Source organism: Zhihengliuella sp. (assembly GCF_031178195.1).
Classification (GTDB): domain Bacteria; phylum Actinomycetota; class Actinomycetes; order Actinomycetales; family Micrococcaceae; genus Zhihengliuella.
Map to the genome: position 1 here is coordinate 113,251 of NZ_JAPSJL010000002.1, position 26,579 is coordinate 139,829.

The following is a 26,579-nucleotide window of genomic DNA, read 5'->3' on the forward strand; positions in this document are numbered from 1 at the left end:
GAACGTGACAGCCCGGCCAGCGAGGGGGATGCAACGCTTCTGGCGCGTGCTGGAAGGCGACGACGGGAGCCGCAACAGCGGCTATTACATGATTCTCGGCAGCGCCCTGGCCCTGACGGTCATCGGGCTGATCATGGTCCTCTCCTCGTCCTCCGTCACCGCCATCGCCAGTGGCACCAGCTCCTTCGTCCTCTTCCTGCGCCAGGGTGTCTTCGCGGTGCTCGGCTTCATCCTGATGCTCGGGCTCTCGCGCGTCCCGGTGCGCGTCTACCGACGCTACGCGTGGATGCTCTTCGCGCTGGCCTGCGCGCTGCTGCTGCTCGTCTTCACGCCGCTGGGGGTGACCGTCAACGGCAACCGGAACTGGATCGAGATCGCCGGCATGCGGGCGCAGCCCTCCGAGGCCGCCAAACTCGCGCTGAGCATCTGGGCGGCCCAGGTCCTCGTCACCAAGGCCCCCCTCGTCCGCACGGACTGGAAGCACGCCGTCGTGCCCGTCGTGTTCCCCGGCGGAGCGATGATCCTCGGGCTGGTCCTGCTGGGGCACGACGTCGGAACGCTCCTGGTCCTCGCCCTGATCATCGGCGCGGCACTCTTCATGGGCGGCGCCCAGGGACGGGTCTTCGCGGTCGGCGGCGTCCTCGGGATCGTCGGGGTGCTCGGCACGTTCCTGACCTCGGACAACCGCATGAGCCGGCTCGCGGCCTGGCTCAAGTTGGACTGCGAGACCAACGACGCCTGCTACCAGCCGATGCACGGGTTCTACGCCCTGGCCTCCGGGGGATGGTGGGGCGTCGGCCTCGGCCAGTCGCGGCAGAAGTGGAGCTACCTCCCGGAGAGCCAGACCGACTACATCATCGCCATCATCGGCGAGGAGCTCGGACTCATCGGCTCCCTCGTGATCGTGGTCCTCTTCGCGGTCCTCGCGATCGCCCTCTACCGCGTGGCCTACCGCAGCCACGACCGGTTCGTCCGCATCGCCACCGCGTCCATCATGGCGTGGCTCGTCGGCCAGGCGTTCATCAACATCGCCATGGTCACGGGCCTGCTGCCCGTGATCGGCATCCCGCTGCCCTTCATCTCCTATGGCGGGTCCGCCCTGACCATCTCGCTCGCGGCCGTGGGCGTCGTGCTCGCGTTCGCGCGGCACACCGCCCGCGAGCCGCTGGCCCGCACCACCGACGGAAAGAGCTCGCAACGCGCATGAAGGAACCATCGATCGTCCTCGCCGGAGGGGGCACCGCCGGGCACGTCTCGCCCCTGCTGGCGATCGCCCGCGCCCTCCAGGACCTCCACCCGAGTGCGCGGATCGTCGCCGTCGGCACCGAGTCCGGCATGGAGACCCGGCTGGTCCCCGCCGCCGGCTACCGGCTGGAGACCATCGAGCGCGTCCCGATGCCGCGCCGTCCCGGCCGGGCGCTCCTGCGCCTGCCGTTCCGCTTCGCCCAGGCCGTCAAGCACGCGGGCGGGATCCTCGACCGCGCCGGGGCCGACGTCGTCGTCGGCGTCGGCGGGTACGTGTGCACGCCCGTCTACCTCGCCGCCCGGCTCCGCGGCATCCCCGTGGTGATCCACGAGGCCAACGCGCGCGCCGGCCTGGCGAACAAGGTCGGCGCCCGCATCGCCGCCCGGGTCGCTGCAGCCTTCGAGGGAACGGGGCTGCCCCGCGCGGAGGTCGTCGGCATGCCCATGCGCGCCGAGATCGCCGGTCTCGACCGGGAGGCCGAGCGTCGCGGGGCGCGGATCGGGCTCGGTCTGGACCCGGAGGCCCGGACGCTGGTCGTCACCGGCGGCTCCTCCGGCGCGGTCTCCATGAACCGGGCCCTCGCCGGCGCCGTCGCGGCGATCTCGCAGCGGGCCCCGGGTACGCAGGTCCTGCACATCACCGGCCGGGACAAGCAGATCCTCGACGACGACGGTCGCCTGCTCACGGCGCCCGGGTACGTCCAGGTCGAGTACGTCGACGGCATGGAGCGCGCCTACGCCGCCGCGGACCTGATGGTGTGCCGCTCCGGCGCCGGCACGGTCTGCGAGCTGGCCGCCGTCGGGCTGCCCGCGGTGCTGGTGCCGTTGCCGATCGGCAATGGCGAGCAGCGGCACAACGGACAGCCGCTCGTCGATGCCGGCGGCGCGCTGATGGTCGAGAACGCGCAGTTCACCGCGGACTACGTCGCGTCGACCGTGCTGCCCCTCCTCGACGATGCCGAACGCCTCGAGGGCATGGGGCGGCGGGCCGCTGCCTACGGCAGGCGCGACGCCGCGGAGGCGATGGCCCGCATCGTCGGCCAGGTCGTCGCCGCGGCATCGGAAGACCAGGGATCCGGCAACCAGGGAACGGGGAGCAAGTGAAGGACAGCATGGCACCACGGCAGCGCGCACCCCGGCTCGACGAGCTCGGCCGCGTCCACTTCCTCGGCCTCGGCGGCGTGGGCGTCTCCGCCGTCGCACGGCTCATGCAGGCCCGCGGGGTCGCCATCTCCGGCACCGATGCGAAGGACCTCCCGGTCCTGCGCGAGCTGGCGGCGCAGGGCGCCAGGGTCAGCGTCGGCTACGCGGCGGAGAACCTCGGCGACGCGGAGACCGTGGTCGCCTCCTCGATCATCAAGGACGGCAATCCGGAGTACGACGAGGCCCGGCGCCGCGGACTGCGCATCCTCCACCGCTCCGAGGGGCTCGCCGCCACGATGGAGGGCCACACGGTGGTCACGGTCGCCGGCACCCACGGCAAGACGACGACGACGTCGCTGGTCGCCGTCATGCTCCGCGAGGCCGGGCTCTCGCCCTCGTTCGCCATCGGTGCCAACGTGGGTGGACTCGGCGTCAACGCCGAGCTCGGGGCCGGGCGGATCTTCGTCGCCGAGGCCGACGAGTCCGACGGCTCCTTCATGAACTACGCGCCCGACATCGCGGTCGTGACCAACGTCGAGGCCGACCACCTGGACCACTACGGCACGGCGGAGGCCGTGCACGGGATCTTCCGCGAGTTCGTCGGGCTGCTTCCGGCCGGCGGTCTGCTCGTCGCCTGCGCCGACGATCCCGGCGCCGCGGCCCTGGCGGAGTGGGTGCGCGAGGCCCGGCCGGAGGTGCGGGTGCGGACGTACGGCTTCACGGACGCCGCCGGGCTCAGGCTCGTCGGCGCCGCCGCGGACGGTCTGCGCTACAGCTGCGGCCTCGAGTGGGACGAGGGCCGGAGCGCGGGCCTCGACCTCGCCGTCCCCGGTGACCACAACCTCCTCAACGCCGCCGCGGCCTTCGCCGTCGGCCTCGAGCTCGGCGTGGAGCCCGACGCCGCGGCGGCCGGACTGGCCGCCTTCCGCGGCGCCTCCCGACGGTTCGAGTACCGGGGCGAGGCGGCGGGGGTGCGTGTGTACGACGACTACGCGCACCACCCCACCGAGGTCGCCGCGGCGCTTGCGGCCGCACGCTCGGTGGCCGGGACGCACCGCGTGCACGTGCTCTTCCAGCCCCACCTCTTCTCCCGGACCCGGGAGTTCGCGGGCGAGTTCGCCGCGGCGCTCTCGCAGGCCGACACCGCCCGGCTCCTGGACATCTACCCCGCGCGGGAGACGCCCATCCCCGGGGTGACGAGCGAGCTCATCGCCGCCGGGCTGGACACCGACGGGGGACTGGTCGCCGCCGAGGACGCGGCGGCCGCCGTGGCCGCCGGCGTCCGTCCCGGCGACATCGTGATGACGGTCGGTGCCGGCGACGTCACCGAGTACGGGGAACGGATCCTCGCCGCCATCTCGGCCGTCGGGGACGGTTCCACGGCGGCCCGGCGGGACGACGCCTGAGGTGCCGATGACTGCGGAGTCCCCGAACGTCGTCGAACTCCCGCCCGCGGCGCGGAGCGTCTGGAAGCGCCGTCTCCTGATCTGGGGCGGCAGCATCCTGGGCACGGTGGCGGCCCTGATCCTGGTCCTGCTCTACTCGCCGCTGCTGGCCATCGAGCAGGTCGAGATCGAGGGCAACCGGCTGACGCCGACGGCACGCGTCCAGTCGGAGCTGGAGCCGTTGCTCGGGGTGCCGCTGCCCCGCGTCGGCCCGGGCACGGTGGAGGAGCTCCTCGCCGACCAGCCGGCCGTCGAATCGGTGGTCATCCAGGCTGAGGCCCCGCACACGCTCCGCGTGGTGATCGAGGAGCACCAGCCGGTCGCCGTGGTGGGCGAGTCGGGCGCGTTCCAGATGGTCTCCGCCACCGGCGAGCCGCTGGCCCCGGTCGACGAGCGCGGCTCCGTGGAGCTGCCCTACATCGAGGGGGTGAGCGCCGAGGAGCAGCCCGACGTGTTCGCGACCGTGACCTCCGTGCTCTCCACCCTGCCGCCCGAGGTGCTCAAGCAGATGGAGTCCGCCACCGCGCAGAGCATCGACTCCGTGGAGCTGAAACTCGCCTCGGGGGAGCGGGTCGTGTGGGGCAACTCAGAGCACGGCGCCGAGAAGGCGGCCGTCCTCGCGGCGCTGCTGACGGTCGAGACGCCAAAGGGCCAGGAGCCGGTGGAGGTCATCGACGTGTCCAGCCCCGAGCGGCCCGTGACGAATTGATCGCGGGGCGAAGTATTGGACGACACGCGGCCCCGGTCATTGCTTCGGGACCTAGCGGCCCATAGCGTCTATAGAGACACAGCTTGACATAAGTATAACTCTCAACCTGAGGGTTAAGGTTAGTCGGCTCCGTAGGCGAAGGTCAGACCTTCGGCAGCACACCGTAGAGCACATCGAGCAAGGGATACAGGACGTGGCAGCTCCCCAGAATTACCTCGCCGTCATCAAGGTCGTCGGCATCGGCGGTGGCGGCGTCAACGCCGTCAACCGCATGATCGAGGTCGGCCTTCGAGGCGTCGAATTCATCGCGATCAACACGGACGCGCAGGCGCTGCTGATGAGCGATGCCGACGTCAAGCTCGACGTGGGCCGCGAACTCACCCGCGGCCTCGGCGCCGGCGCCAACCCCGAGGTCGGCCGACAGGCCGCCGAGGACCACGCCGAGGAGATCGAGGAGGTCCTGCGCGGCGCCGACATGGTCTTCGTGACCGCCGGCGAGGGCGGCGGCACCGGTACCGGCGGCGCGCCCGTGGTGGCCCGCATCGCGCGGTCGCTCGGTGCGCTGACCATCGGCGTCGTCACCCGCCCGTTCACCTTCGAGGGCCGCCGCCGCGCCAACTCGGCCGAGGCGGGCATCGACGCACTGCGCGACGAGGTCGACACCCTCATCGTCATCCCGAACGACCGGCTGCTGTCCATCAGCGACCGGAACGTCTCCGTGCTCGACGCCTTCCGTTCGGCCGACCAGGTGCTGCTCTCTGGCGTCCAGGGCATCACCGACCTGATCACCACGCCCGGCCTCATCAACCTCGACTTCGCCGATGTGAAGTCCGTGATGCAGGGCGCCGGGTCCGCGCTCATGGGCATCGGATCCGCCCGCGGCGAGGACCGCGCCGTCCAGGCCGCGGAACTCGCCATCGCCTCGCCGCTGCTCGAGGCCTCGATCGACGGCGCGCACGGCGTGCTGCTCTCGATCCAGGGCGGATCCGACCTCGGGCTGTTCGAGATCAACGAGGCCGCGCGTCTCGTCCAGGAGGTCGCCCACCCCGAGGCCAACATCATCTTCGGCGCCGTCATCGACGACGCCCTCGGCGACGAGGCGCGCGTGACGGTCATCGCGGCCGGATTCGACAAGGTCGACGCGACGAGCGCGCCGGCCGCCTACGGCTCCAGCGCCGCACCGGCCTCGCCCCTGGCGAACGGCGCCTCCGCGGGCGCTGCGGGGGCCGTGGCGGGGACCGCCGGCGAGAGCGCGCAGCAGCCCACGAGCGTCCCGGGGACCGTGCCCCTGGATGCGCCGTCGGGGACCCCCGTCCGCGGCACGGTGCCGTTGGAGCCGGTCGGGGCTCCGGCCCAGTCCTCGGCCGCGGCTGCGGAGGGCGGCTCGCAGTACGAGGAACTGCCGTCCGTCGTCGACCAGGATCTCAGCGCCGGCGGCGGCGACGATCTGGACGTCCCGGACTTCCTGAAGTAGCCGCACCGCCGCAGCATGCCACGCGACCCCGGCCGGTCGGACCGAGTGTCCGCCCGGCCGGCGTCGTCCCAGGAAGGATTCCGATGCTCCAGCTCGACGCCGGCACCGCCAGGCGGTCCGGCCTCGTCCCGCGGGTGGCGTTCACCACCGTCGCCGAGGGCAACCTGGCCCTCCACGTCGACGACGACGCGCAGGCCGTGCACCGCCGGCGCGCCGCGGTCGCGGCGGCCCTCGGCGCCGACCGGGTCCACTACATGAACCAGGTCCACTCGGCCGACGTCGCCGTCGTGCCGGGGGTTCCCGACGCGGACGCGCGCCGTGCCGAGGATCCCTCGGTGGCCGATGCCGCCCCCACTGCCGACGCACTGGTCACGGGTGACGACGGTGCGGCGCTGGCCGTCATGGTCGCCGACTGCGTGCCGGTCGTCCTGGTCGGAGTGCCGGCCCGTCCCGGCACCGGCTCCGCCGGCAGGGAGGGACCCGACGGCGCCGAGGGCCCGGGAGGCCGCGATGGCCACAGCGGGGTCGTCCGGGCCGTCGCGCACGCCGGTCGGCGCGGACTGCTCTCCGGGATCCTCCCCGCCACGGTCGCGCGGATGCGGGCCGTCGCAGCGTCCGCGCACCAGGGCTCCCGTCCCGACGGGCCGGTGGCGGACGCCGACGCCGGGCTCGAGATCACGGCCTGGATCGGCCCCTCGATCTGCGGTGCATGCTACGAGGTCCCGGAGGCGATGGCCCGGCAGGCCGAGGCGGAGCAGCCCGGCATCAGCGCCACCACGAGCTGGGGGACTGCGTCGCTCGACCTGCCCGGGGCCGCGGCGGCGCAGCTGCGCTCGGGCGGAGTCGCCGTCGTGCCGTCGGGGATCTGCACCCTCGAGGACGCCCGCTTCTACTCCTACCGGCGCGACTCCCGCTGCGGCCGGTTCGCCGGCCTCGCGTGGATGGGCCCCGCCTCGGGGGACCGGGCCGGAACTGCAGCGGACACGACGGGAGGAAGCCGATGAACGACCCAGCGGCACAGGGGCGCCGGCAGGATCTGGCGGAGCGGCTCGAGCGGGTCCGGCGACGCATCGCCGACGCGGCGCGTGCCGCCGGGCGGGAGACTCCGGAGCTGATCGTCGTCACCAAGTTCTTCCCGGCCTCCGACGTACGCCACCTCAGCGGGCTGGGCGTGCGGGCGGTCGGGGAGAACCGGGACCAGGAGGCGGCGGCCAAGGCCGCCGAGACCGCCGACCTGGACCTGGAGTGGCACTTCATCGGACAGCTGCAGAAGAACAAGGCCAAGTCGGTGGTGCGCTACGCATCCGCCGTGCACTCGGTGGACCGCGAGCCGCTCGTGGGGGCACTGGCCCGCGCCATGGAGCGCGAACAGGAGCGGCGTCGAGAGGCGGGCGAACCGCCGCGGCCGCCGCTGACCGCGCTCGTCCAGGTGGATCTGGACCAGGGCGGACCGGACGCCTGGAACGACGGCGGGGCGGACGCCGCCCAGCCCGGCCGGGGCGGGGCCGCACCCGACGACGTCTCCTCGATCGCCGCGGCGATCGCGGCCGCTCCCGGGCTCGAGCTCGGCGGCGTCATGGCGGTCGCGCCCCTGGGCGGGGACCCCGACGAGGCGTTCGAACGACTTCGCGCTATCGCTCTGCGGCTGCAGGAGCAGTATCCGGAGGCCACGGCGATCTCGGCCGGGATGAGCCAGGACCTGGAATCGGCCGTAGCACACGGTGCGACACACCTGAGAATAGGCTCTGATGTCCTCGGGCCGCGTCCTGCCGTGCGGTAGCGTCGACTCAGCGGGAGATCCAGCGAATCCGGCGGTGCTGGGCCGCGCACGATCTGAAGGAGAAGACCATGGCTGGCGCACTGCGCAAGACGATGATCTACTTGGGCCTCGCCGACGGCGACGAGCACTACGAGGAGACGGCACGCGTCGAATCGGCCGAACGCGACGATGTGCGCCGAACCGAGCCGGCGGCGGCCCGCGAAGAGACCAGGCCCGCGGCGGCCCCCGAGCCGCCCGAGGCCGACAACGAGTACAGGGCGCCGGTCACGCCCATCAAGCGCGCAGCTTCATCGAGGGACGAGGATTTCGAATTGCGTCAGATCACGACCGTTCACCCGCGCTCGTACAACGATGCGAAGATCATCGGGGAGAGCTTCCGGGACGGCATCCCGGTGATCATGAACGTGACCGACATGGGGGAGGCGGAGGCCAAGCGGCTCGTCGACTTCTCCGCCGGTCTCGTCTTCGGCCTCCACGGCACCATCGAGCGTGTGACGAACAAGGTGTTCCTGCTCTCGCCCTCGACCATCGAAGTCCTCGGCGAGGATCAGAAGGCCTCCGAGGAGCAGACCTCCTTCTTCAACCAGAGCTAGCCGGGCCGCTCGACCGTGGATCTCCTCTTCGCCGTCCTCTACATCGCCCTGACGGTCTTCCAGATCGTGCTGATGATCAGGATCGTCTTCGACATCGTGCAGTCCTTCGCCCGGACCTGGCGTCCCGGCGGAATCGCGCTCATCGTGGCCAGCTTCGTCTACCGCCTGACGGACCCGCCGATGCGCTGGCTGCGCTCCAAGATCCCGCCGCTGGATCTGGGCGGGATGCGCTTCGATCTCGCGTTCCTCGTCCTCTATTTCGTGGTCATCATCGCCAAAGTGATCGTCTCGACGATCGCCGGGGCCTGAAGACTCAATGAAGAACAAAGGGCTCCTGTTAGCCCTGACCGGATAACCGTTATAGTCTTGTTAGCGAAGTGATCAGGGGCTTTGGCCTCCGTCCCACTGAATGTGAAAAGCCTGCCCGGCCAATCTGCTGAGGCTGGGAACAGACCTAAGTATCGAGGTGACCAGATGGCGCTCACGCCAGAAGACGTTGTCAACAAGCGATTCCAGCCGACTAAGTTCCGTGAGGGCTACGACCAGGATGAGGTTGACGACTTCCTCGACGAGATCGTCGTCGAACTGCGTCGCCTGAACCAGGAGAACGACGAGCTGCGCCGCCAGATCGCCGAGCTGGAGTCCGGCGAGGGCTCCGAGACCTCCGCCGTTCCCGCCCCGGTCGCAGCGGCCCCGGCCGAGAAGACCGAGGCGAAGGCCGACGCCGACGCCGGCAAGGCCACGGAGAAGGTCGCGGAGAAGCCTGCGGAGAAGGCCTCGGACAAGCCGGCTGCCGCTGCTCCGGCCACTCCTGCGCCGGCCGCCGAGGCCCCCGCCGCGGCTGCCGCTGCACCGCAGCAGGGCGGGGACACCGCCCAGTCCGCCGCAGGCGTCCTGGCCATGGCGCAGCGCCTCCACGACGAGTACGTCAACGAGGGTGCCAAGACCCGCGACAAGATCATCGCCGAGGCCCAGACCAAGGCGAAGTCCCTGGTCGAGGAGGCCGAGGAGAAGAGCCGCCAGACGCTCAACGCGCTCGAGGTCCAGAAGACCGAGCTGCAGCAGAAGGTCGACTCGCTCCGCACCTTCGAGCGCGACTACCGCGGCCGGCTCAAGGCGTACATCGAGGGCCAGCTGCGCGACCTCGAGGCCAAGGGCTCGTCGGCTCCGGACAGCAACGACAAGGCGTAACGACGCTTCGACCCATCGGCGGCCGGTGATCCGGCCGCCGATGGTGCGTTAACCACCGCACCGGGACGGCGGCAACGTCCCTCCAGACCCACCCGGAGGACCAGTGGACAACCCCGAGCGCACGACGGCGCAGCACGGCTCCGTCCGAGCCGGACGCTGCGTGGCGGTTGCCGCGGCGGTCTTCACGATCGCCGTCGTCCTCGACCAGACCACCAAGGCGGTCGTCGAGAGCACCATGAGCCTCGGGCAGAAGATCCCGGTCATCGATCCGGTCCTCTCGTGGCACTACATCCTCAACCCCGGGGCAGCGTTCTCCATCGGCACGGACGTCACCTGGATCTTCACAATCCTGCAGGCCGCCGTCGTCGTCTACGTCGCGACGCTGCTGCGGAAGGTCCGCCACCTGCCGTGGGCCCTCGCCCTCGGCGGTGTCGCCGGCGGCGCCGCCGGGAACCTGATCGACCGCCTGTTCCGGGAGCCGTCGTTCGGCATGGGCCATGTCGTGGACTTCATCGCGCTGCCGGACTTCGCCGTCTTCAACGTCGCAGATTCCTTCGTCGTCTGTTCGATGATCGGCGTGTGCCTGCTGATCTTCCGCGGCGTGAACCTCGACGGATCCCGGGAGGGCGTGGGCCCGCCCGCCGACGACGCACCCGAGTCGGGGCGGACGGGCCCGTGAGCCGGCAGGAATTCCTCGAGGTGTTCGAGGAGGACGACGGCGTCCGGATGGACGCCTTCGTGGCGGACTCGCTGGGGGAGTCGCGCACGCGGGCGGCCCAGTGGTGCCGCGACGGGCTCGTCGCCGTCGACGGTCGGCCTGCCGCCAAGTCCCGTCGGCTCGTCCGAGGGGAGATCGTCGAAGTATCCGTGCCGGACCGGGAGGACCCGCTGGCCGTGAAGGTGGAGGCCGTGGAGGACCTGAAGATCATCGCCGAGGATCCCGACTTCGTCGTGATCGACAAGCCGGTGGGCGTGGCAGCGCACCCCTCGCCCGGATGGGTCGGGCCGACCGTGGTGGGCGCGCTCGCGGCGGCGGGGTACCGCATCAGCACCTCCGGCGCCGCGGAGCGCCAGGGCATCGTCCACCGCCTCGATGTCGGTACCTCCGGCCTCATGACGGTCGCCACGAGTGAGCGCGCTTACACGGTGCTGAAGCAGGCCTTCCGCGACCGGACGCCCCGCAAGGTCTACCACGCCGTCGTTCAGGGCATCCCGGATCCGACGCGCGGGACGATCGACGCCGCGATCGGCCGCCACCCCGGCCACGAGTGGAAGTTCGCCGTCACGGAGGACGGGCGCCCCTCCGTCACCCACTACGAGGTTCTCGAGGCCTTCGGACGGGCCTCTCTGGTGGAGGTCCACCTGGAGACCGGACGCACCCACCAGATCCGCGTGCACTTCTCCGCGCTGCGCCATCCGTGCGCCGGAGACCTGACCTACGGCGCGGATCCGCGTCTGGCCTCCACACTCGGGCTGACCCGGCAGTGGCTGCACGCCCACCGGCTCGGGTTCCCGCACCCGGTCACGGGGGAGTGGGTCGACTTCGAGAGCAGCTACCCAGCGGACCTGCAGCAGGCGCTGGACCTCCTGCGTGACGGAGCCGACCTCGCCTGACGGCCCCACGCCCGGCCCATGGCGCCAACACGTCGGGCCGGGCTCCTAGACTGTACGGGTGGCTTCTACGCGAGACGGTTTCGTTCATCTGCACACCCATACCGAGTACTCGATGCTCGACGGGGCGGCGCGCCTTCCGGAGCTCTTCAAGGAAGCCGAGCGGCTGGGGATGGACGCCATCGCCACGACCGACCACGGCTACCTGTTCGGCGCCTTCGACTTCTGGAACAAGGCCCGCCAGGCCGGCATCAAGCCGATCATCGGCGTCGAGGCGTATGTCACCCCGGGCACGCACCGGACCGACAAGCAGCGCGTGAAGTGGCGCACCGACGAGTCCCAGAAGCGGGACGATCTCTCCGGCGGTGGCCTCTACACGCATATGACGCTGCTGAGCTACAACAACACCGGCATGCGGAACCTCTTCCGGGCGTCCTCCCGCGCCTCGCTCGACTCCCCGCTGGGCAAGTACCCCCGCTGGGACCGCGAACTGCTGAACGAGCACGCCGAGGGTCTCATCGCCACCACGGGCTGCCCGTCCGGGGAGATCCAGACCCGTCTTCGCCTCGGCCAGTACGAGGAGGCGAAGCAGGCCGCAGCCGAGTTCCGCGAGATCTTCGGCGCCGAGAACTACTTCTGCGAGCTGATGGACCACGGCCTCGAGATCGAGCGCCGGACCACCCGGGACCTCCTCCGCCTGGCCAAGGAGCTGAGCCTGCCGCTCGTGGCGACGAACGACCTGCACTACACCCACGAGCACGACGCGAAGGCCCATGAGGCCCTGCTGGCCATCAACTCCGGTTCCACGCTGGACGAGCCGACCTACGACGAGGGCGGGTCGCGGTTCGCCTTCTCCGGGACCGGGTACTACGTCAAGAGCCCGCGGGAGATGCGCGAGCTCTTCAAGGAGCTCCCCGAGGCCTGCGACAACACGCTGCTCATCGCCGAGCGGGCCGAGGTCTCCTTCGACATGGACGCCAACTACATGCCGAAGTTCCCCTGCCCGCCGGGCGAGGACGAGACGAGCTGGCTGATCAAGGAGGTCGACAAGGGCCTCCACTACCGCTACCCGGACGGGATCCCGGAGGACGTCCGCCGGCAGGCCGACTACGAACTCGACATCATCATCAAGATGGGGTTCCCCGGGTACTTCCTCGTCGTCGCCGACTTCATCAACTGGTCCAAGGACAACGGCATCCGCGTGGGCCCGGGCCGTGGCTCAGGCGCGGGGTCGATGGTCGCCTACGCCATGCGCATCACCGACCTGGACCCGCTGCGCCACGGGCTGATCTTCGAGCGCTTCCTCAATCCGGACCGCGTGTCCATGCCCGACTTCGACGTCGACTTCGATGATCGCCGCCGCTCCGAGGTCATCAAGTACGTGACCGAGAAGTACGGCGACGAGCGCGTGGCCATGATCGTCACGTACGGCTCCATCAAGACCAAGCAGGCGCTGAAGGACTCCTCGCGCGTGCTGGGCTACCCGTTCTCCATGGGCGAGACGCTGACCAAGGCACTGCCGCCGGCCGTCATGGCCAAGGACATCCCGCTGAAGGACATCGAGGATCCCTCCGCCAAGCGTTACGGCGAGGCCGCCGACTTCCGCGAGCTCATCGGCACCGACCCCGAGGCGAAGCGCGTCTTCGAGACCGCCAAGGGCCTCGAGGGCTTGAAACGCCAGTGGGGCGTGCACGCCGCCGGCGTCATCATGAGCTCGGACCCGATCATCGATGTCATCCCGATCATGCGAAGGCTCCAGGACGGCCAGGTCATCACGCAGTTCGACTACCCGACCTGCGAGGGACTCGGGCTGATCAAGATGGACTTCCTGGGGCTGCGCAACCTCACGATCATCTCCGACGCGATCGAGAACATCCGCGCCAACCGGGGCGAGGGGCTCGACCTGGAGACCCTGGACGTGGGGGACCGGGAGGCCTACCAGCTGCTCGCCCGCGGCGATACCCTGGGCGTCTTCCAGCTCGACGGCGGCCCCATGCGCTCCCTCCTGCGTCTGCTGCGCCCGGACAACTTCGAGGACATCTCCGCCGTCATCGCCCTGTACCGTCCGGGCCCCATGGGCGCGAACTCGCACAACAACTACGCGCTGCGCAAGAACGGGCTCCAGGAGGTCACCCCGATCCACCCCGAGCTCGAGGAGCCGCTGAAGGAGATCCTCGACACGACCTACGGCCTGATCGTGTACCAGGAGCAGGTCATGGCCATCGCCCAGAAGGTGGCCGGCTACTCTCTCGGCCAGGCAGACATCCTCCGCCGCGCCATGGGCAAGAAGAAGAAGGAGGAACTGGACAAGCAGTACGCCGCCTTCCACCAGGGCATGGTGGACAACGGCTTCTCCGAGACAGCCATCAAGTCCCTCTGGGACATCCTGCTCCCGTTCTCCGACTACGCCTTCAACAAGGCGCACTCGGCCGCCTATGGCCTGGTCTCCTACTGGACCGCCTACCTCAAGGCGCACTACCCGGCCGAGTACATGGCGGCCCTGCTGACCTCCGTCGGCGACGATCGCGACAAACTCGCGATGTACCTCAACGAGTCCCGCCGCATGGGCATCACCGTGCTCCCGCCGGACGTGAACGAGTCGGCCCTGAACTTCACCCCGGTCGGCGGGGACATCCGTTTCGGCATGGGCGCCATCCGCAACGTCGGCAGCAACGTGGTCAACGCCATGGTGGAGGCCCGCCGGGAGAAGGGCGGCTACCAGTCCTTCAGCGATTTCCTGCAGAAGGTCCCCGCCGTGGTCTGCAACAAGCGGACCATCGAGTCCCTGATCAAGGCGGGAGCGTTCGACTCGATGGGGCAGCCGCGCCGCGCGCTCGCCATGATCCACGAGGAGGCCGTCGACTCCGTCATCGTCCTCAAGCGCAACGAGGCCGCCAATCAGTTCGACCTCTTCAGCGGCATGGACGACGCCGACGCCGGCTCCAGTCTGACGGTCGAGGTGCCGGACCTGCCCGAGTGGGAGAAGAAGGACAAGCTCGGCTTCGAGCGCGAGATGCTCGGACTGTACGTCTCGGACCATCCGCTGCAGGGCCTGGGCGGGGTGCTGGAGCAGCACGCCGACATGCCGATCGACCGCCTCCTGGGTGACGACGGGCCCCATGACGGGCAGCCGGTCAAGATCGCGGGAATGATCACGTCGCTGCAGCGCCGGATCGCGAAGACCAGCGGCAACCCCTATGCCCGGTGCGAGATCGAGGACATGACCGGTTCCATCGAGGTCATGTTCTTCGGGCAGGCGTACGGGCCGATCGCGTCCGTCCTCGCCGAGGACCTCATCGTCGTGGTCAAGGGCCGCTTCCAGCGCCGGGACGACGGCGCGATCAGCATCTCCGCCCAGGAGATGACGATCCCCGAGATCAGCGAGGACGGACTCGCGGGTCCCGTCGTGATCTCGATGCAGCACCACAAGGCCACCGAGCCCGTCGTGAACGCGCTCGGTCAGGTCCTCAAGACCCACCCCGGGAACACGGAGGTGCGCGTCAAACTCGCGGGCACCCGAACCGTCCAGCTCATGCGGCTCGGGCCGGACTTCCGCGTGAATCCGAACCCCGCGCTCTTCGGCGACCTCAAGGTGCTCCTCGGCCCGGCCTGCCTGGACGTCTGATCCCGGGGCCGGTGGGCGTCGGCCGCGTCACAGTGGCCGGCGCCGCCGGACCACGGGACGCTCGCCGTCGTAAGCTGGTCGGGTGAGTGAGACGAACCCGAACCCCAGCCCCAGCAGCGCCGACGACGCCCCGCTCGTCCGCCATCTCGACCTGCGCCGCGCTGCCACCGGGCACCCCCTCACGCACGCGGAGCTGAAGGCCGTCATGCCCCGGCCGGAGCAGGACGTCGCCGGGGCGACCGAGACGGTCGAGGGGATCATCCGCCGTGTCCGCGCCGAGGGCTTCGGCGCGCTCGCCCAGCTCGCCCAGCAGTTCGACGGCGTGGCCCAGCAGACCACCCTGGTCCCGGACGCGGAGCTGCGGCGGGCGGCCGAAGAGCTGGACCCGGAGATCAGGGCTGCCCTGGAGGAATCGATCCGGCGGGCCCGGATCTTCGCCCGCGCCCAGCGCCCCGAGGACACGACCGTCGAGTACGGCGACGGCGCCAGCGTCACGCAGCGGTGGGAGCCGGTCCGGCGGGTCGGCCTCTACGTCCCGGGCGGGCTGGCCGTCTACCCGAGCTCCGTGGTGATGAACGCAGTCCCTGCGCAGGCGGCCGGTGTCGGCTCGCTGGCCCTGGCCTCGCCGCCGCAGCGCGAGTTCGGGGGCCTGCCCCACCCGACGATCCTCGCAGCCGCCTACCTGCTCGGGATCCAGGAGGTCCACGCCATCGGCGGGGCGCAGGCGATCGCAGCGTTCGCCTACGGCATCGATCCCTCGGGGCAGGCCGCCGCGATCGAGCCGGTCGACGTCGTCACCGGTCCCGGCAACGTCTATGTGGCGACCGCCAAGCGACTCGTCAAGGGCGTCGTCGGCATCGACGCGGAAGCGGGGCCGACCGAGATCGCGATCCTGGCCGACGACACGGCCGACCCGGACTTCGTCGCGGCCGACATGATCAGCCAGGCGGAGCACGACCCCAACGCCGCCGCCGTCCTGATCACCGCCTCCGAGGCGCTCGCGGGCAGAGTTCAGGAGGCGCTCCGGTGGCAGGCCCGGCGCACCAAGCACAGCGAACGCGTCCGCACGGCGTTGGCCGGCGAGCAGTCCGCCGTCGTGCTGGTCGACGACCTGGCCGAGGGGATCCGCGTCGCCGACGTCTACGCGGCGGAGCACCTCGAGATCCTCACCGAGAACGCCGGGGACGTGGCGGCGCGCATCACGGCGGCCGGCGCCATCTTCGTCGGACCGTACAGCCCGGTGAGCCTGGGCGACTACGCCGCGGGCTCGAACCACGTCCTCCCGACGAGCGGCACGGCCGCCTACGCGTCCGGCCTCAATGTCGCCACCTTCCTCAAGGCCATCCAGGTGATCGAGTACGGCCGCGCCGGACTGGAGCAGGTGGCGGACCACGTCGAGGCCCTCGCACGGGCCGAGGACCTGCCCGCCCACGGGGACGCCGTCGCCGTCCGCCGGAGGACCCAGGCCGACTGAGCCCGGCCGAGCGCGCCGTCGCCCGGACCCGGTGCGGACGGGCTCCTACCCCGTTGCGACTACACTTGATCCAGCTGTCCGTCGTACGAGTTGGGAGGAAGGTCCGCCGATGCACTGCCCATACTGCCGCCACTCCGACTCGCGCGTCGTCGACTCCCGGCTCACCGAGGACGGCTCCGCCATCCGCCGTCGGCGCCAATGCGCCGAATGCGGGCGCCGCTTCACCACCGTGGAGACCGCCAGCCTGTCCGTCATCAAGCGCTCCGGCGTGGCCGAGCCGTTCAGCCGTGCGAAGGTCATCAACGGGGTGCGCAAGGCCTGCCAGGGCCGGCCGGTCACCGATGACGATCTCGCCGTCCTCGCCCAGGAGGTCGAGGAGGCGGTCCGCTCGTCCGGCGCTGCGGAGATCGACGCCCACCAGGTCGGCCTCGCGATCCTCGGACCGCTGCAGGAACTCGATCAGATCGCCTACTTGCGGTTCGCCAGCGTCTACCAGGACTTCGAGTCCCTCGAGGACTTCGAGCAGGCCATCGAGGCCCTGCGGGCCCGGTCCGACGATGGCCCGCAGGGCCGGCAGCGCCCCCTGTCCGCCGACTGAGGTCCGTCGACTGAGCCGCCCGAGATGGCGGAGCCCCGGCCGCCGCTGGGCGGAGGACCGGGGCTGATGTGCCGGCTGCGGCGGAGCGGGCCGAGTAGAGCTAGTCGACGAGTTTGAAGTGCAGGGCCGCCTGCAGGGCGGCGCCGACGATGCCCGCGTTGTTCTTCAGCTCCGCGACGACCACCGGGGTGCGCAGGTCCAGGTGGGGCAGGAAGTCCTCGCTGCGCTTCGAGATGCCCCCGCCGATGATGAACAGCTTCGGCGAGAAGAGGAACTCGACGTGGGAGAAGTAGCGCTGCAGGCGCTTCGAGTACTCGTCCCAGGGCAGGTCCTCCCGCTCGCGGGCCGACGCCGAGGCACGGCTCTCCGCGTTGTGGCCGTCGAGCTCCAGATGGCCGAGCTCGAAGTTCGGGACCAGCTTCCCGTCGAACAGCATCGCGGATCCGATCCCCGTCCCCAGCGTGATGGCCAGGACCGAGCCCTTGACGTTCTTGCCAGCCCCGTAACGGGCCTCTGCGAGCCCGGCTGCGTCGGCATCGTTGATGATGTGCACCTCGCGGCCCAACCGCTCCGTGAAGATCGCGTCGACATCCGCGTCGATCCACGACTTGTCGACGTTCGCGGCCGAGCGCGCGACACCGTCGTCGATGATGGCCGGGAACGCCGCGCCGATCGGCGTCCCGGGCGCCGGGGCCTCGTCCCGCTTCATCAGCTCGTCGACGATCTCGCCCACCACGTCGGCGACGGCCTCCGGTGTCGACGGCTTCGGCGTCGGGATCCGGAACCGGTCCCCGACGAGCTTGCCCTTCTTGAGATCGACGATGCCGCCCTTCATCCCCGTGCCTCCGATATCGATGCCGATCGCGGTGGCCGGGGTAGCGGTCTTGGTGTCCTGGGCCATGTGGGTTCCTCTGGTTTCTCGGGCGAACTGGACTGGGCTGGTCTGGTCTGGTCAGGGAAGTGTCAGGACGTCAGCGCCGGAGTCGGTGACGACGAGGGTGTGCTCGAACTGGGCGGTCCGCCGACGGTCGCGGGTCACGGCGGTCCAGCCGTCGTCCCACATGTCCCACTCGTGGGTGCCCAGGGTGAGCATCGGTTCGATCGTGAAGACCATGCCCGGCTCCATGAGCTGGCTGTAGGCCGGGGCGGCGTCGTAGTGCGGGATGACCAGGCCGGTGTGGAACGCCTTCCCCACGCCGTGGCCGGTGAAGTCCCGGACGACGCCGTAGCCGAATCTCTTCGCGTAGGCCGAGATGGTACGGCCGATCACGTTGAGCTCGCGGCCGGGCGCGACTGCCCGGATCGCGCGACGGAGCGCCTCCTCGGTGCGTTCGACCAGGAGGCGGGACTCCTCGTCGACGTCGCCGACGAGGAAGGTCCGGTTCGTGTCGCCGTGGACGCCGTCGACGTACGCGGTGATGTCCACGTTCACGATGTCGCCGTCCTCCAGGCGCGTGGTGTCGGGGATTCCGTGGCAGATGACCTCGTTGATCGAGGTGCAGACACTCTTGCCGAAACCCCGGTACCCCAGGGTGGAGGGGTACGCCCCATGATCGAGGAGGAACTCGTGCCCGACGCGGTCGAGCTCGTCGGTTGTGACCCCCGGACGTGCGGCCCGGCCGACCTCCACGAGGGCCTGTGCGGCGATGCGGCCCGCCCGCCTGATCCGTTCGACGGTCTCGGGGCCGTGGACGTCCGACCCCTCGTAGGGGGCGGGGGCGGGCTTCCCGACGTACTCCGGACGTGCGATGGATGCGGGGACGCGTCGGGACGGCGTGGGCGTGCCGGGCTCGAGGCGCCCGGCGGGTGCGGTGGTTGCAGCCATGCTCTCGATCCTATCCGCGCGCCGCGAGGGCGTGCGAGTATGGTGCTGACAAAGGGTGACGCGAGCCCCATTGCACCGCGGAAAATCCACATGGGAGGAGAAACCGATGAGCGAGCCCACCGGAGATTACTGGTTCAACGTCGAAACACATGAGGTCGAGAGCGGCGCCCAGTCGGACTGGACGAAGCTGCTGGGCCCCTATCCGACGCGTGCGGAGGCCGAGCAGGCTCTCGAGAAGGTGCGCCGCCGCAACGAGGCGTGGGACGCAGAGGACGAGTAGCCCGGGTGCGGGTCGCTGTCCGTGATGCACCTTACATCATGGACGGGCGGTGCCGCATCCACAGGGCGCCCGGCTCGGCCGGGAGCGGCTCAGAACGAGTGCTCCTCCGCCGGGAACGTGCCCGCGGCCACCTCGTCCCGGTAGGCGGCGGCGGCGTCGTGCACCACCGAGCGCAGGTCCGCGTACTGCTTCACGAACCGGGGCTGCCGCCCACGCCGCAGGCCCAGCATGTCCTGCCACACCAGGACTTGGCCCGTCGTCGCTCCGCCGGCGCCGATGCCGATCGTCGGCACGGCCAGTGCCGCGTCGACGTCCGCGGCGACGTCGGCGGGGACCATCTCCATGAGGACGCAGAACGCGCCCGCCGCCTCGAGGGCACGAGCATCCTCGAGGAGCGCCGCCGCGGCGTCCCCGCGGCCCTGGACGCGGTAGCCGCCGAGCGCATGCTCGCTCTGCGGAGTGAAGCCGATGTGCGCGATCACCGGCACCCCGGCATTCACCAGGGCACGCACATGCTCGCTGTAGTAGGCGCCGCCCTCGATCTTGACCGCGTGGGCACCGCCCTCCTTCATGAAGCGGACCCCGGTGCGGACCGCCTGCTCCGCCGATTCCTCGTACGAGCCGAAGGGCAGGTCGCAGACGACGAGGGCGCGTGTGGCTCCCGCGGCGACGGAACGGGAGAAGACGAGCATCTCCTCTACCGTGATGGGCAGCGTCGTCGCGTGCCCCATCATGTTGTTGGCGGCGGAGTCGCCCACCAGCAGGACGTCGATCCCGGCCTCGTCGAAGACCTCCGCCATGAGGGCGTCGTAGGCTGTCAGCATCGTGAACTTCCGGCGTTCCTCCTTGGCGCGCGCGAGGTGGTGGATCCGGACCTTCGCGGGACGCTCGGAGGGGGTGCCTGAACCGGGCGCGTTCTCCTCGTTTGTCATAGGGGCAAGGGTAGTTTGAAACCCGCCTGACATGTGAGCCGGTCATACTGGTCCGCGAGTAGAGTGACATCGGCGGCGCCCCGCGGCGTCGGTCGGCCGGACGGAAGGAGACGCACGTGGATCGTCAGCAGGAGTTCGTGCTGAGGACTATCGAGGAACGGGACGTCAGGTTCGTCCGTCTGTGGTTCACCGACGTCGTCGGATCGCTCAAATCCGTCGCCCTGGCTCCCGCCGAGGTCGAGGGGGCCTTCGAGGAGGGCCTGGGCTTCGACGGCTCCTCCATCGAGGGACTGTCCCGGATCTACGAGGCGGACATGCTGCTGCAGCCGGACCCCTCAACCTTCCAGATCCTGCCCTGGCGCGGTCAGACGGAGCCGACGTCGCGCATGTTCTGCGACATCCTCACGCCCGACGGCTCGCCGTCGCCGGCCGATCCGCGCCACGTGCTCAAGCGGCAGCTGGCCGCCGCCGCGGACATGGGCTTCACCTGCTACACCCATCCCGAGGTGGAGTTCTACCTCCTCGAGTCGGACGACCTGAACGCAGCCGGCGATCCCGTCCCGGTCGACCAGGGCGGCTACTTCGACCACGTCACCGGGGGCGTCGCGCAGGATTTCCGGCGCAATGCCGTGACCATGCTCGAGGCCGTCGGGATCTCCGTGGAGTTCAGCCACCACGAGAACGGCCCCGGCCAGAACGAGATCGACCTCCGCTACGCCGATGCCCTGCAGACGGCCGACAACATCATGACCTTCCGGACCGTGGTGAAGGAGGTCGCCATCCAGCAGGGGATCTACGCGACCTTCATGCCCAAGCCGTTCTCCGAGCACCCCGGCTCGGGGATGCACACGCACTTCTCGCTCTTCGAGGGCGACACCAATGCATTCTTCGAGGCCGGGCACGAGTACCAGCTATCGCAGACAGCGCGGCAGTTCATCGCCGGCGTCCTCAAGCACGCGCCCGAGTTCACCGCAGTGACGAACCAGTTCGTCAACTCCTACAAGCGGCTCTGGGGCGGGGGAGAGGCACCGAGCCATCTGTCCTGGGGGCACAACAACCGCTCCGCCCTGGTGCGGGTCCCGCTGTACAAGCCCAACAAGGGCCAGTCCGCGCGCATCGAGTACCGCGGGATCGACTCGGCCGCGAACCCCTACCTCGCCTACGCCGTGCTGCTGGGTGCCGGACTCAAGGGCATCCAGGAGGGCTACGAGCTCGCTCCGGCGGCCGAGGAGGACGTCTGGAGCCTCTCCACGGCCGAGCGCCGCGCGCTCGGTCACAGCCCACTGCCCGGCAGCCTGCACGACGCGATCAGGGTGATGGAGGAGTCCGAGCTGGTCGCCGACATCCTCGGCGAGCAGGTCTTCGAATCGTTCCTGCGCAACAAGCGTGACGAATGGGCTGACTACCGGCAGAACGTCTCGCCGTTCGAGATCAACCGGTACCTCGGCATCCTCTAGCCGTGTTCTCCACCCGCCAGTTCCTCAGCATGGGGTTCGACGACGTCGAGCGGGCCCGGCGCTTCCTCGCAGCGCCCGAACTCTCGGCCTGCGACCCGGCCGATCTGCTCGCTGGCTTCGCCCAAGCGCCGGACCCGGACCTCGCGTTACTCTCCCTGGTCCGTCTCGCCGAGCGCGCGCCAGCGGTCGCCCCGATGGTCGCGGACCCGGCGATCCGCGTGCGGCTCTTCCGTCTCCTCGGGTCCTCCGAGGCTCTCGCGGAGTTCCTCCTCCGGCATCCGGAGCAGCTCGAGCTGCTGGGCGTCCCCGACGCGGAGCTCGCCCCGCAGGACCCAGCGAGGCTGCGCCATCGTCTGCTCTCCTCCGTCCGCGCGACCGGTCCGGACGGCGCCCCGGTCGCGGAGCTCGCCGGGCAGGAAGGGTTGCTCGCCCTGCGCGTCGCCTACCGGGCCGAGGTCGTCCGGATCGCCCTGCGCGACCTGACGGCCGAGGATCCGCTGCGGGCCATGCCCGGCGTCGGGGCCGAACTGGCGGACATCGCGGGTGCCGCTCTGGACGCGGCCTTGGCCGTCGCCCGGGCGGACGCGGCCGAGCGCTTCGCCCCGGACGAGATCGCGGCGGTCTCCCTCGCCGTGATCGGCATGGGCAAATGCGGTGCCCGCGAGCTGAACTACATCTCCGACGTCGACGTCGTCTACGTGCACGACGCAGGCGAGCTGGACGAGGAACGGGCCGGGACGATCGCCGCCTACCTCGCCGGGCACCTCGCCCAGCTCGCCAACGCCCCGGCCGCGGAGCCGGGACTCTGGGAAGTCGACCCGAACCTCCGCCCCGAGGGACGCGACGGCGTCCTGTCCCGGACCCTCGAATCCCACCTCGCGTACTACGAGCGCTGGGCGCAGAGCTGGGAGTTCCAGGCCCTGCTCAAGGCCCGGTGCATCGCCGGCGACACCCGGCTCGGGCAGGCCTACGAAGCGGCCGTGGCCCCCCTGATCTGGTCCTCGCCCGAACGCGACGGCTTCGTCGAATCCGTGCAGTCCATGCGCCGGCGGGTGAGCGACAACATCCCTGCGGCGGAAGTGGCCCGCCAGATCAAACTAGGCCCAGGCGGGCTGCGGGACGTCGAGTTCACGGTCCAGCTGCTGCAGCTGGTGCACGGACGGATCGACGAGACGCTCCGCGTGCGGGACACGACGACGGCGATCGCCCGTCTCGCCGAAGCCGGCTACATCGGGCGCGGCGACGCCGCCGACTTCGACAACGCCTACCGCTATCTGCGCGTCCTGGAGCACCGGATCCAGCTGGTCAGCCTTCGGCGCACCCACTTGATGCCGACCCGGGAGCCCGCGCTGCGTGCCCTGGCCTGCGCTGCCCAGGCGGCGGGGTCGCCCAAGCGCCAGACGGCTGCGGCCCTCTCGGACCGGTGGCAGCAGACCAAGCGACAGGTCCGTGCACTGCACGAGCGCATCTTCTACCGGCCGTTGCTGGCCACTGCAGCCAATCTCAGCACGGACGAGGTACGGCTCAGCACGGAGGCGGCCGAGGCCCGTCTCGCGGCGCTCGGCTATCTGGACCCAGCCGGGGCGATGCGCCACATCGAGGCCCTCACGGCCGGGGTCAGCCGCCGCGCGTCGCTGCAGCGCCAGCTCCTGCCGGTCCTGCTCGGGTGGTTCGCCGAGGGGGTCAGCCCGGATGCAGGACTCCTGGGCTTCCGCCGGCTCAGCGAGCGGCTCGGACAGAGCCCGTGGTACCTCGGCCTGCTGCGCGACTCCAACGCCGCGGCGGAACGCCTCTGCCGCATCCTGTCGTCCTCCCGCCTGCTCACGGACTGGCTGGAGGTCTCGCCCGAGTCCGTCGCCTGGCTCGGCAACGACGATGAGCTGACTCCCCTCACCGGCGAGCAGCTCCTGCGGGAGAACACGGCCAAGCTCCGCCGTCAGGCCACCGCAGAGGCCGGCATGCGCCTCGTCAGGCTGAACCGCCGCCGGGAGATGCTGCGCACCGCGCTTGCCGAGGGGGCCGGGCTCATCGACATCGATCAGGTCGGTCACGCCCTGTCCAACGCCGATGCCGCCTGTGTCCAGGCCGCGCTGGAACTCGCCCGGTCGGAGGTCGTCGCCGAGGAGCAGCCGGTCACCGCGGTCCTGGTCGTCGCCATGGGGCGGCAGGGCGGGCGCGAGATCGGCTACGGGTCGGACGCCGACGTCATGTACGTCCACCAGCCGTCGGCCGGTGCGGACGAAGGCCACGCGCAGGAGCAGGCGACGCGGATCGTCACCCGCGTCGGCCAGCTGCTCACCGCCAACCTGAAACCTCCCGTGCCGGCAGAGCTCAAGCTGACGGTCGACGCCGCCCTGAGGCCGGAGGGGAAGCAGGGCGCACTCGTCCGGACACTGGCCTCCTATCGCGAGTACTACAACCGCTGGGCCTCCGTCTGGGAGCGCCAGGCCCTGCTCCGTGCCCGCCCGATGGCGGGGAACGACGAGTTGGGCCAGCAGTTCCTCGCGATGATCGACCCGATCCGCTACGACCGCGGCCTGGACGAGGGCGAGCTGCGCGAGATCCGGCGCATCAAGGCCCGCGTGGAGGCCGAAAGACTTCCGCGCGGGGCGGATCCGGCCCTCCACGTCAAACTCGGCCGGGGCGGCCTGAGCGATGTCGAGTGGCTGGTCCAGGTCCTCCAATTGCAGCACGCGTCGGGGGATCCCGGGCTGCGCACGACGTCGACACGGCAGGCGCTGGCTGCCATCGGACGTGCCGACCTGCTCCCGGCCGAGGAGATCGCGCTGCTGGACGAGGCCTGGACCCTGGCGACGCGGATCCGCAGCGGCACCCTGATCACCACCGGGCGGCCCTCCGACGTCGTGCCGCGCGGCTGGCAGGACCTGGAGATGGTCGCCCGCTGGTGTGGGTACGGGTCCGGGCAGGGCGCACATCTCGAATCGGACTATCTCCGGGCGACCCGACGGGCGCGCCACGTCTTCGAGCACCGGTTCTACGGCATCGAGTAGCAGGTCAGGGCGGGGGAGGGCAGGGCACCCCGGTTGGACACTCCACTGACGGCCTTCGGTAAGGTGGAGGCGTTCTGACCAAAGCTCGACCCCAAGTGGAAGGACCAGCGGGACAGCGCCCGGCTCCGGCCGTGCCGGCTGCCCGCCCTGACTTATGAGCACACCTGAGACAACCAAAGACCTCCTGGAGACACTGCACCAAGCGACCAAACGGAAGCACCGGCCGCACCGCGAGACCGGGCTGGACAAGACCGTCTTCTTCATCGCGGCCGTGGTGGCCGTCGCTTTCGTCGCCTGGGGCTTCGTCAGCCCCGCCGGCCTCGGCTCGGTCGCCGAGACGCTGCTGAACGGGACGATCAGCAACTTCGGCTGGCTCTTCATCGTCGCCGCCTCCTTCTTCATGATCTTCGTGATCGTCGTCGCCGCCAGCAGGTTCGGCGGCATCAGGCTCGGCAAGGACGACGAGACGCCCGAGTTCCGCACGTCCTCGTGGATCGCCATGATGTTCGCCTCCGGCATGGGCATCGGCCTCGTCTTCTACGGCGTCGCCGAGCCCCTCTGGTACTACATGGCGCCCCCGCCCCGGACCGTCGACCCGCAGACGGCCGAGGCCCTGCACACGGCCATGGGCACCACCCTGTTCCACTGGACCCTGTACCCCTGGGCGATGTACGCCATCGTCGGCCTCGGCATCGCCTACGGCACGTTCCGTCTCGGACGGCGCCAGCTGTTCTCGTCGATGTTCATCCCACTCTTCGGCCAGAAGGCCGCCGACGGCATCGGTGGCAAGGTCATCAACATCCTGGCCATCCTCGCGACGCTCTTCGGCTCCGCCTGCTCCCTCGGCCTCGGCGCCCTGCAGATCGGCGGCGGCATCCAGGCCGTGGGCCTCATGGAATCGGTCACCACCACGATCCTCGTGGCGATCATCGCGGTCCTCACGGCCGGCTTCGTGGCCTCGGCGGCCTCCGGCGTGGCCAAGGGCATCCAGCTGCTCTCCAACATCAACATGGTGCTGGCCATCGTCCTCGCCGTCCTCGTCTTCATCGGCGGACCGACGCTGTTCATCCTCAACGTGCTGCCCAACGCCGTCGGCTCCTTCATCGGGGACCTCCCGGACATGGCGTCCCGCACGTCGGCCTCCGGCGGGGAGGCCCTGGAGTCCTGGCTGTCCTCGTGGACGATCTTCTACTGGGCCTGGTGGGTGAGCTGGACGCCGTTCGTCGGCCTCTTCATCGCCCGCATCTCCCGCGGCCGCACCATCCGCCAGTTCGTCACCGGCGTCCTCGTCGTGCCCTCGGTCATCTCGCTGGTGTGGTTCTCCATCATGGGCGGCGGCGCCATCGGCCTCCAGCGCCGGGCGGAGAACGCCGGCGGTGCGCTCGACCCGATCACTCGGATGGTGGACGGCGCCCCGGACCTGAACTTCGACACCGCGCTGTTCGACTTCCTCGGCCACCTGGCCGCGCCAGGCTGGCTGGTCATGGCGATGACGATCGTCGCGGTGGTTCTCATCGGCATCTTCTTCGTCACCAGCGCCGACTCGGCCTCCATCGTCATGGGAACCCTGTCGGAGAACGGTGTCATCGAGCCCTCCAAGAAGATCGTCATCTTCTGGGGCCTCGCCGTCGGCGCCGTCGCAGCCGTCATGCTCCTCGCGGGCGGGGACGATCCGGCAGCCGCCCTCACCGGCCTGAAGAACATCACCATCGTCTCGGCCCTGCCGTTCCTCGTGGTGATGATCATGCTCTGCGTGTCCCTGTGGAAGGACCTCGCCAAGGACCCGTACGTGCTCCAGGGCCAGCTGGCCCGGCAGGTGCTTGTCGAGTCCGTGGTCACCGCGGTGGACAGGTACGACGGCGAGGCCTTCGAACTGCATACGCTCGAGACCCCGGAGGGGGACTCCCCGTCGGACGACGCTGCGCCCACGCACAGCGTCGACGCAGGCGGCGACCCCGCCGACACCGTACCGGGCCCGGAGACGTCCTGGGGCGACACCCTCGACGGCGACGACCTCGACGACGACGCGCGCGCACGCGTGTAGCGCGCACTGCACTCGCACGGCGGACGGCCGGCGGCAGGACCCACACGGGGTGCTGCCGCCGGCCGTCTGCAGTTCCAGAGGGCGCCGCTGGGGCTCCAGGGCATGTCGGAACGGCCCGGCTGCGCGTCCGGCGAACTGGCCC

At 70.4% G+C, this 26,579-nt stretch carries 22 protein-coding genes; 19 read left to right on the forward strand and 3 right to left on the reverse strand.

Going from position 1 to position 26,579, the window contains the following annotated elements; translation table 11 throughout:
* Window positions 1–4: 4 nt before the first annotated feature.
* From ftsW to nrdR, 15 genes are all read left to right on the forward strand, one after another.
* A complete protein-coding gene (ftsW, locus tag RIN46_RS03175; protein WP_309080020.1) occupies window positions 5–1,207 on the forward strand; it encodes a putative lipid II flippase FtsW in 1,203 nt (400 codons plus the stop codon).
* The gene (murG, locus tag RIN46_RS03180) at window positions 1,204–2,349 is read left to right on the forward strand and encodes an undecaprenyldiphospho-muramoylpentapeptide beta-N-acetylglucosaminyltransferase (RefSeq protein WP_309080019.1); all 1,146 of its coding nucleotides are present in this window, start codon (window positions 1,204–1,206) and stop codon (window positions 2,347–2,349) included. The genes ftsW and murG overlap by 4 nt, the downstream gene beginning before the upstream one ends.
* 8 nt (window positions 2,350–2,357) lie before the next feature.
* The gene (gene murC, locus RIN46_RS03185; protein ID WP_309080018.1) at window positions 2,358–3,794 is read left to right on the forward strand and encodes a UDP-N-acetylmuramate--L-alanine ligase; all 1,437 of its coding nucleotides are present in this window, start codon (window positions 2,358–2,360) and stop codon (window positions 3,792–3,794) included.
* Window positions 3,795–3,801: 7 nt separating this feature from the next.
* Window positions 3,802–4,542 carry a cell division protein FtsQ/DivIB gene (locus RIN46_RS03190; RefSeq protein ID WP_309080017.1) on the forward strand — a complete coding sequence of 247 codons (741 nt, stop codon included), beginning with the start codon at window positions 3,802–3,804 and terminating at the stop codon, window positions 4,540–4,542.
* A 193-nt stretch (window positions 4,543–4,735) separates the two neighbouring features.
* The gene (gene ftsZ, locus RIN46_RS03195; protein WP_309080016.1) at window positions 4,736–6,016 is read left to right on the forward strand and encodes a cell division protein FtsZ; all 1,281 of its coding nucleotides are present in this window, start codon (window positions 4,736–4,738) and stop codon (window positions 6,014–6,016) included.
* 83 nt (window positions 6,017–6,099) lie between these two features.
* Window positions 6,100–7,020 carry a polyphenol oxidase family protein gene (locus tag RIN46_RS03200; protein ID WP_309080015.1) on the forward strand — a complete coding sequence of 307 codons (921 nt, stop codon included), beginning with the start codon at window positions 6,100–6,102 and terminating at the stop codon, window positions 7,018–7,020.
* On the forward strand, window positions 7,017–7,796 hold the full coding sequence (locus tag RIN46_RS03205; RefSeq protein ID WP_309080014.1) for a YggS family pyridoxal phosphate-dependent enzyme: 780 nt from the start codon (window positions 7,017–7,019) through the stop codon (window positions 7,794–7,796). The genes RIN46_RS03200 and RIN46_RS03205 overlap by 4 nt, the downstream gene beginning before the upstream one ends.
* A 68-nt stretch (window positions 7,797–7,864) precedes the next feature.
* Window positions 7,865–8,389 carry a cell division protein SepF gene (locus RIN46_RS03210; protein WP_309080013.1) on the forward strand — a complete coding sequence of 175 codons (525 nt, stop codon included), beginning with the start codon at window positions 7,865–7,867 and terminating at the stop codon, window positions 8,387–8,389.
* A 15-nt stretch (window positions 8,390–8,404) separates the two neighbouring features.
* The gene (locus tag RIN46_RS03215; protein ID WP_309080012.1) at window positions 8,405–8,698 is read left to right on the forward strand and encodes a YggT family protein; all 294 of its coding nucleotides are present in this window, start codon (window positions 8,405–8,407) and stop codon (window positions 8,696–8,698) included.
* Between the two features lie 165 nt (window positions 8,699–8,863).
* Window positions 8,864–9,580 (forward strand): DivIVA domain-containing protein, encoded by a 717-nt coding sequence (locus RIN46_RS03220; RefSeq protein ID WP_309080011.1) that lies wholly within the window; start codon window positions 8,864–8,866, stop codon window positions 9,578–9,580.
* A 160-nt stretch (window positions 9,581–9,740) separates the two neighbouring features.
* Window positions 9,741–10,259: a signal peptidase II gene (gene lspA, locus RIN46_RS03225; protein ID WP_309080128.1), complete on the forward strand. Its 519-nt coding sequence runs from the start codon at window positions 9,741–9,743 to the stop codon at window positions 10,257–10,259.
* Entirely contained in the window at window positions 10,256–11,194 is a 939-nt protein-coding gene (locus RIN46_RS03230) for an RluA family pseudouridine synthase (protein WP_309080010.1), read from the forward strand. The genes lspA and RIN46_RS03230 overlap by 4 nt, the downstream gene beginning before the upstream one ends.
* Window positions 11,195–11,252: 58 nt before the next feature.
* Window positions 11,253–14,816, forward strand: a complete 3,564-nt coding sequence (gene dnaE / locus RIN46_RS03235) for a DNA polymerase III subunit alpha (protein WP_309080009.1) — start codon at window positions 11,253–11,255, stop codon at window positions 14,814–14,816.
* An 82-nt stretch (window positions 14,817–14,898) separates the two neighbouring features.
* Window positions 14,899–16,290, forward strand: coding sequence for a histidinol dehydrogenase (gene hisD / locus RIN46_RS03240; protein WP_375141832.1), 1,392 nt, complete (start codon window positions 14,899–14,901; stop codon window positions 16,288–16,290).
* Window positions 16,291–16,399: 109 nt separating this feature from the next.
* A complete protein-coding gene (nrdR, locus tag RIN46_RS03245) occupies window positions 16,400–16,888 on the forward strand; it encodes a transcriptional regulator NrdR (protein WP_309080008.1) in 489 nt (162 codons plus the stop codon).
* A gap of 100 nt (window positions 16,889–16,988) precedes the next feature.
* Here the strand turns inward: nrdR and ppgK are convergent, their stop codons facing one another.
* Together ppgK and map are read right to left on the reverse strand one after the other, a co-directional pair.
* A complete protein-coding gene (gene ppgK / locus RIN46_RS03250) occupies window positions 16,989–17,789 on the reverse strand; it encodes a polyphosphate--glucose phosphotransferase (protein ID WP_309080007.1) in 801 nt (266 codons plus the stop codon).
* A gap of 51 nt (window positions 17,790–17,840) precedes the next feature.
* A complete protein-coding gene (map, locus tag RIN46_RS03255; protein WP_309080006.1) occupies window positions 17,841–18,713 on the reverse strand; it encodes a type I methionyl aminopeptidase in 873 nt (290 codons plus the stop codon).
* A 106-nt stretch (window positions 18,714–18,819) separates the two neighbouring features.
* Here map and RIN46_RS03260 point away from each other — a divergent pair, with 106 nt between their 5' ends.
* On the forward strand, window positions 18,820–18,993 hold the full coding sequence (locus RIN46_RS03260) for an SPOR domain-containing protein (RefSeq protein WP_309080005.1): 174 nt from the start codon (window positions 18,820–18,822) through the stop codon (window positions 18,991–18,993).
* Window positions 18,994–19,082: 89 nt separating this feature from the next.
* Here the strand turns inward: RIN46_RS03260 and panB are convergent, their stop codons facing one another.
* Window positions 19,083–19,925 (reverse strand): 3-methyl-2-oxobutanoate hydroxymethyltransferase, encoded by an 843-nt coding sequence (gene panB, locus RIN46_RS03265; protein WP_309080004.1) that lies wholly within the window; start codon window positions 19,923–19,925, stop codon window positions 19,083–19,085.
* A gap of 116 nt (window positions 19,926–20,041) precedes the next feature.
* Between panB and glnA the strand changes: the two genes are divergently transcribed.
* The 3 genes from glnA (at window position 20,042) to RIN46_RS03280 (ending at window position 26,437) form a co-directional block, all read left to right on the forward strand.
* Entirely contained in the window at window positions 20,042–21,382 is a 1,341-nt protein-coding gene (glnA, locus tag RIN46_RS03270; RefSeq protein ID WP_309080003.1) for a type I glutamate--ammonia ligase, read from the forward strand.
* Between the two features lie 2 nt (window positions 21,383–21,384).
* Window positions 21,385–24,393 (forward strand): bifunctional [glutamine synthetase] adenylyltransferase/[glutamine synthetase]-adenylyl-L-tyrosine phosphorylase, encoded by a 3,009-nt coding sequence (locus tag RIN46_RS03275; RefSeq protein WP_309080002.1) that lies wholly within the window; start codon window positions 21,385–21,387, stop codon window positions 24,391–24,393.
* A 154-nt stretch (window positions 24,394–24,547) separates the two neighbouring features.
* Complete coding sequence (locus tag RIN46_RS03280) at window positions 24,548–26,437, forward strand: BCCT family transporter (RefSeq protein ID WP_309080001.1); 1,890 nt, start codon at window positions 24,548–24,550, stop codon at window positions 26,435–26,437.
* Window positions 26,438–26,579: the final 142 nt, after the last annotated feature.